4 protein-coding genes are annotated in these 6,684 nt (G+C 70.0%); 3 read left to right on the plus strand and 1 reads right to left on the minus strand.

Translation table 11 applies throughout. The features are described 5' to 3' along the window. The 3 genes from VF697_RS26885 to VF697_RS26895 all read left to right on the plus strand — a co-directional run. Window positions 1–264: DUF3105 domain-containing protein (locus VF697_RS26885; RefSeq protein WP_331099580.1), on the plus strand; the 264-nt coding region annotated here is incomplete at its 5' end. After that, window positions 261–1,364: a heparan-alpha-glucosaminide N-acetyltransferase domain-containing protein gene (locus VF697_RS26890; RefSeq protein ID WP_331099581.1), complete on the plus strand. Its 1,104-nt coding sequence runs from the start codon at window positions 261–263 to the stop codon at window positions 1,362–1,364. The genes VF697_RS26885 and VF697_RS26890, both read left to right, overlap by 4 nt. Before the next feature lie 60 nt (window positions 1,365–1,424). Beyond that, on the plus strand, window positions 1,425–3,230 hold the full coding sequence (locus tag VF697_RS26895) for a vWA domain-containing protein (RefSeq protein ID WP_331099582.1): 1,806 nt from the start codon (window positions 1,425–1,427) through the stop codon (window positions 3,228–3,230). 179 nt (window positions 3,231–3,409) lie between these two features. Here VF697_RS26895 and VF697_RS26900 read toward each other — a convergent pair whose 3' ends face one another. Further along, window positions 3,410–6,280, minus strand: a complete 2,871-nt coding sequence (locus VF697_RS26900) for a hypothetical protein (RefSeq protein WP_331099583.1) — start codon at window positions 6,278–6,280, stop codon at window positions 3,410–3,412. Between the last annotated feature and the right edge of the window lie 404 nt (window positions 6,281–6,684).

Below are 6,684 nucleotides of genomic sequence, written 5' to 3' on the forward strand. Positions count from 1 at the left end.
CACAACCTGGAGCACGGCCACGCCGTCTTCCTCTACAACTGCCCCGAGGGCTGCCCCGAGATCGTGGCCTCACTGGATGCGCTCCGGCAGGACGCGGGGCTGCGCGCCGTGGTCGCCCCGGACTCGCGCATCCCCAACCGCGTGGCCGCCCTGCTCTGGCGACGCTCCTGGGTGTCGGACACGGTGGACCCGCGGGCCGTGCGCTGCCTGTTGAAGCACCAGGACGCCGAAGCCCCCGAGCCGGGGCTCTCTTGCCAGCCATGAACCCCGCCCCTCTCCAGGAGCGCGTCCGCGCCATCGACTGGCTGCGCGGCGTCGCGGTGCTGTTCATGGTGCAGTGCCACGCGCTGGTGCTGCTGCGCCCCGAGCTGCGGAAGAGCGACACGACGAGGTTCCTGCTCGAGCTCGACGGGCTGGTGGCCCCCGCGTTCCTCTTCTCGGCGGGCTTCGCGCTCGCGCTGCTGCTGGTACGCAGCGCGGCGGGAGGCAAGCGGGGCCAGCGGCTCGGGCGCAACCTGAAGCGAGCCGCCCAGGTGCTCGGCGTGGCCACGCTGGTCAACTGGATGTGGTTTCCCCTCTTCCGCGAGCCCCGCTGGCTGGTGCGCCTGGACATCCTCCACTGCGTGGGCCTGTCGCTGATGATCGTCCTGCCCGTCGCCGCCGGACTGGCCTCGCGCCCCCGGGTGCTGCGGGGCGTGGCCCTGGCCCTGGCCCTCATCACCTTCTTCCTCTCGCCGCTCGGCGAGGCCGTGACCGGGCCCTGGGCGTACGTGCTCAACAAGTCCACCGGGGCCGTGTTCCCCCTGCTGCCGTGGCTCGGCTTCACCTGGCTCGGGGCCTATGCCGGGGCCGTGGCCGGAGAGCAGGGCCGCGCTGGGCTCGTCCGGGCGCTGCTCTTCCTCATCGCGCTCGGGCTCGTGGGCAAGCTGGCCGCCGAGCCCCTCCGCGACCTCTACCCGGAGCACCGCTTCTTCGTCACCAATCCCTCCCACGCGGGCACCCGGTGGATGTGGGTATGTCTCGTGCTGCTCGGGCTGGTGGGACTGGAGTGGCGGATGGCCTCGGATGCCGCGCCCTCGCGCGTGCGCCGCTTCGTGGAGACGTTCGGCACCGCCTCCATGTCCGCGTACTTCTTCCACGAGGCGCTGCTGTACTTCCACGTCTTCGGCTTCTCCTTCGAGGTGGTGTGGGGCAACCGGAGCGGTTGGGGGCAGTACGCGCTGCTGACGGGGGCGCTCATTGGACTGACGTACGGGCTGTGCGTCGCGGTGGATCCGGCCCTGAGCGCCGTGCGCCGGGGGGTCCGCTTCCTGGCGGAGACACTCCCCGGGGGCTTCGGAGAAAAATTCGCGAGGTCCCGTTAGACCGAAGTCGCGGCTGGTGCGTTCCGAGCGTCCGTTCCCACGGAAACAACCGGAGCGCCCATGTCCTCGTCCAAGCAGAACCGCCTGTCCCGCTGGGGGAGCGCCGCCCTCGCCCTGAGCCTCGTCCCCGGGTGCATGTCCTCCCCCAAGAGCACCGGGGAGGCCGCGCAGTCCGTCGAGTGGCAGTCCAAACAGAGTGCCCCCAAGGAGGAAGGCGCGCCTCGCGCCGACGCACCGGTCCCGGAGCCCATGGTGGAGTCGGAGGTTGACGTCGACGACGCCAAGCCGGCCGAGCTCCCCGCGAGGGCCGCTCCCGCGAAGCCGGCCCCCTCCACCGCGGGGGCAGGAGGCCCCGTGGCGCATGAGGCAATGAAGCGCGCCGAGCCCATGGGCCGGGTGGCCGCCGCCACCCCCATCGCGCCTCCGCCCGCGCCCCCGCCGATGCAGGTGGCGCCGCCGAAGGACATGAGAGCGCAGCCGCCGGAGCCCGAGACCCAGGGCAACAGCTTCACCGCGCACGCCGCCAACGCCTTCACCGAGACGGCCGCGGATCGGTTCTCCACCTTCGCGGTGGACGTGGACACGGCGTCCTACGCGGTGTCGCGCCGCTACCTCAACCAGGGTGCCCTGCCTCCGCACGCGGCCGTCCGCGTCGAGGAGTTCGTCAACTACTTCAAGTACCGCTACACCCCGCCCGAGCGGGGCGCCTTCACGGTGCACCTCGAGGGAGCGCCCTCCCCCTTCGCCGCCAACCGCCACTTCGTGCGCGTGGGCGTGCAGGGCAAGGTCGTCTCGCGCTCGCAGCGCAAGCCCGCGCACCTCGTCTTCCTGGTGGACACCAGCGGCTCCATGAACCAGCAGGACAAGCTGCCGCTGGCCAAGGAGGCGATGAAGCTGGCCGTGAAGAACCTCAACGAGAACGACACGGTGGCGCTCGTCACCTACGCGGGCAGCACCCGGGACGTGCTCTCGCCCACGCCGGCCACCGACCTGGAGCGTATCTACAAGGCCATCGACGGGCTGGAGTCCGGCGGCGGCACGGCCATGGGCTCGGGCATGGAGATGGCGTACCGGCACGCGGTGAAGAAGGCGTCGGGCAACACGGTGGCGCGCGTGGTGGTGCTCACGGACGGTGACGCCAACATCGGCCCCAACGTCTCCGCGGACACCATGCTCAACAGCATCCAGGGCTTCGTGAAGGAGGGCGTCACCCTGTCCGCCATCGGCTTCGGCATGGGCAACTACCGCGATGACCTGATGGAGAAGCTGGCCGACAAGGGCAACGGCAACTGCTTCTACATCGACAGCTTCAAGGAGGCGAAGAAGGTCTTCGAGACGCAGCTCACCGGCACGCTGGAGGTCATCGCCAAGGACGTGAAGGTGCAGGTGGAGTTCGACCCGAAGGTGGTGCGCCGCTACCGGCTGGTGGGCTACGAGAACCGGGACATCGCCGACAAGGACTTCCGCGATGACAAGGTGGACGCGGGCGAGATTGGCGCGGGCCACAGTGTCACGGCGATGTACGAGGTGGAGCTGTCGGGCGAGAAGGCGCCACTGGGCACGGTGCGCATCCGCGCCAAGGCCCCCAACGGCACCGAGGCCGCCGAGCAGGCCTTCCCCTTCGAGCAGCGGATGATGCGCGCCTCGCTCGACACGGCCTCGACGGACTTCCGCTTCGCCCTGGCGGTGGCCTCCACGGCCGACGTGCTGCGCGGCAGCGCGAGCGCCCAGGGGTGGAACCTCGCCACGGTGCAGAAGCTCGCCGAGGGCGCCACCGATGGCCAGGCGGACCGCGAGGAGTTCACGAAGCTCGTGGCCCGGGCCCGCGGCCTGCTCGGCAGCGCCGTGGCTCGCGACGGCCGCTAGGCGTCACGCGGGAGGGAGTCGAAAGTGGCGGCTTCGATTCCCGCCGCCTCCAATCGAAGTTGCCCGCCGCCTTGAGTCGAACCCACTCCTAAAACCGAGCGCTGCCAGCCCTTGGCCCGGAGGCCCTGCGTGGACCGGCAGGGCCTCCGGGTCTTCTTCGCGAGCCTCGGATGGGCCCGCTACTGGAGCCGAACCCTCGGGGTGACGATGGCCGGCTCGCTGCTCTCGGGGAGGTTGGTGGTCCAGCCGGCCGGTGACGACCAGTGGGTCATGTTCGCGACGCCCACCTGGTAGGTGCCCGCGTAGAGAACGCTGTCGAAGGCGAACGTGCTCGTGGTGCAGGGGATGTCGACGTAGGAGGCGGGGCCGCCGGCAAGCTCGGTGAATGTGACCCGGACGGCGTTACGAGCGTCCGTACACGCGGCGTTCTCCTGGGGCAGGCGCCCCTCGAGCTTCACTGTGCCCGCGACGGACACCACGTCGATGTCGAACGTCTCGTGAAGCGTGGCCCCCCGGGTGACGGCGAGTCCGTCGCGCAGTGGGTAGGGAGCCGCGGAGTGCCCGAGGTTCGTCGCGAAGCCCGCTGGCGAGCCGGTGTGCTCCGTGTTCCGCACGGTGAGGACGTAGGTGCCTGGCACGAGCGTGCGCGTGAAGGCGAAGTCGGTGGCCGAGCACGGCACCACCACCGGGAAGTCCAGGCCGCGCGTCTTCTCGTGGAGGTCCACGGTGACCGCCGAGCGCGTGCTCGTGCAAGCCGCCGACTTCCTCGGGGCGAGGCCCTCCACCGTCAACCGCCCCGTGAGCTGGGCGCTCGGCACGTCGAGGACGAGGTTGTGCGTGGGCGAGCCCAGCGTCACGGACGCCACCTCGAGCTTGCTGTCCGTCTGGGGCAGGCCGCTCGTCCAGCCGAGTGGCTCCGAGACCGTGTACCGGCCGTTCTGCACGTACACCTTGTAGGTCCCTTCGACGAGCGTGGCCGAGAAGGAGAAGTCCGGTGAGGAGCAGGGCACGCTGACCTTGGATTCCACGCCACCGCTCCCCACGAAGCTCAGCGTGGCGGCGTCGCGTCCGGTGGTGCAGGCCTCGCCCTTCACTGGCACGGCGCCGTTCTGGGTGAGCTTGCCCGACACCGCGACCGTGCGGACATCGAGCGGCAGCGCGAGAGGCCCATCGGTCACGGGGAGCGCCGAGCGTACGAGCAGCAGGCCTTCCGTGGGCAGGTTCGTCGCCCAGCCGGTCGAGTAGTCCTGGTTGCCCACGTACACCCGGTAGCTCGCCGGGTAGAGCCAGGTGTCGAAGGAGAAGTCGCTGGCCGAGCAGGGAATCCTCACGTGGACCGAGTCGCTCGTATCCTCCTCGTAGAACCACAGCCAGAGCGCGTCACGTCCGCTCGTGCAGCTGGCGCTCTTCCGTGGCGGCTCCCCATTCAGGAGCACCTGTCCGGTCACCCGCACCGCCTTCACGTCGAGCGCGAGCCCGGTGGCTGGCGCCGTGAGCGGCAACCTCTGTAGCACCGGGTGGGAGTCGTCGGTGGCCGGCAGGTCCGTCCTGAAGTCGTCGAGCCCGGAGGGATTGGTGACGAGCACGTCGTAGGTCCCTGGGTAGACCGTCAGCGCGAAGGAGAAGTCGCTCGAGGAGCACGGAATCACGTGCAAGAAGCTGTGCTGCTTCGCCGGCTCCCAGAAGGAGACATAGACCGCGCTGGTGCTGCCCGTGCAGTCCGGTTTCTTCTGGGGGAGCCGCCCATTGAGGGTGAGGGTGCCACTCACCGGCACCGCCAGCACGTCGAGCGTGAGCGAGGGCATCGCTTCATGGATGGTGAGCATCTCGAACACGGTGTACGGCGTATCCGTCCGGGGGAAATCCGTGCCGTACTCATCGAAGGAGCGCTCCCAGTGCCTGACGCTCACCCGGTAGGTCCCCGGCACGACGTGGGTGGCGAAGGTGAAGTCGCTCGTCGTGCACGGCACCCAGGCGGAGAGCTCTCCCCCGCTGGTCTTGTCGGTGAAGGAGACCAACAGGGCTTCATTGTCGCTGTCGCAGGCCGCGTTCTTCTGGGGCAGCACCCCGTTGAGGAGCACCTGGCCGCCCACCGGGACGGACTTCACGTCCAGGACGAGCTCGGCGTCCGCCGAGAGCACGAGCCCCTTTCGCACCAGGATGGGCGTGCTGAGCCGTGGCAGCTCCATCGCGTAGCCGTAGGGGGACGTGGAGATGTGGAAGACGTTCTCCACCGCGACGTCGTAGGTGCCCGGCGAGAGCCGCCCGGCGAACGAGAAGTCGGTGCTGTCGCAGGGCACATCGAGCGAGAAGGCCGGGGTCCCCGCCTGATTCTTGAAGTGCACCCGCAGCGCGATGCGCCCGCTCGTGCACGCCTCGCTCGTCCGGGGCAGCGCGCCGTTGTGGGTCACCCGGCCCGAGACCCCGAGAACCTGCACGTCGAGGGCGAGCTGCAGGGGGTTGCCCTCTATGCAGGTGCCCTGTCCGTCGCAGGTGAAGCCGGCGGGGCAGGCCGCGCAGGGCTTGCCGCACACCCCTTCGGTGCCGCCGCCGCCGCAGGTGAAGCCGTCCGCGCAGGTGCCGCACGAGAGGGTGCCGCCGCAGCCATCGCTCACCTCACCGCAGTTGCGGCCGAGCGTCTCGCAGCTCTTCGGGGTGCAGCTCTCGCCGCACACGTTCGGACTGCCGCCACCGCCGCAGGTCTGTCCACCCAGGCAGGTGCCGCACTCGAGCGTCTCTCCACAGCCGTCGGAGACCTGGCCGCAATTCTTGCCGAGCGCCTCGCAGCTCCTCGGGATGCAGGCGCCCTCGCCGCACACGTTCGGAGTACCGCCGCCGCCACAGGACTGTCCGTTCTGGCAGGTGCCACACGACAGCGTGCCGCCACATCCGTCGGGCACCGTGCCGCAGTGGGCACCTCGTGCCTCGCAGGTGGTGGGGACACACGGCGGCGTCGAGCCATCGGGCGTGTGGGGCGGATTCGGATCCGGATCGCTCGAGCACGCGACGAGGAGGGCCGCACTCAGGGCGGCGCACAGCAGGCGCAACATGATGAGATGGACTCCTGGGAAACCCGCGAGGGGACGGGGGCGCGGGTCCGTCCACCCTGGGGGATTCACGTTTCCGGTGCAACCCCCCCCGTCCGCGCCGCCGCACCTCGCGCTCCAGCCGGAGAATCACCCCGAGGCACGATGCCGACACTTCCGGACGCTGTCCCTACGGACGAGGCAGGCGCTGGCGCCAGGGCTTGTCCAGGAGTTGCCCTGGTCGGCCGACTTCGCGGAGAAGGCCACCACCGCCTGCCTCGTGCTGACGGCGGGGAGCGGCTCCTCTGATAGCGTTGTCGCACCTGCCCCGGAACACGAGGGCCCGGACCACACAAGTCGGAGGAAGCGCATCATGCTGGGAGCATCGCTCAAGGGGAAATCGGTCATCGTCACCGGCGCCAGCAAGG

This window comes from Archangium sp. (assembly GCF_036388035.1).
Lineage (GTDB): Bacteria > Myxococcota > Myxococcia > Myxococcales > Myxococcaceae > Archangium.

Coding starts and splice junctions, on each gene's coding strand:
- VF697_RS26890 (WP_331099581.1), top strand. CDS start 261: ATGAACCCCGCCCCTCTCCAGGAGCGCGTCCGCGCCATCGACTGGCTG.
- VF697_RS26895 (WP_331099582.1), top strand. CDS start 1,425: ATGTCCTCGTCCAAGCAGAACCGCCTGTCCCGCTGGGGGAGCGCCGCC.
- VF697_RS26900 (WP_331099583.1), bottom strand. CDS start 6,280: ATGTTGCGCCTGCTGTGCGCCGCCCTGAGTGCGGCCCTCCTCGTCGCG.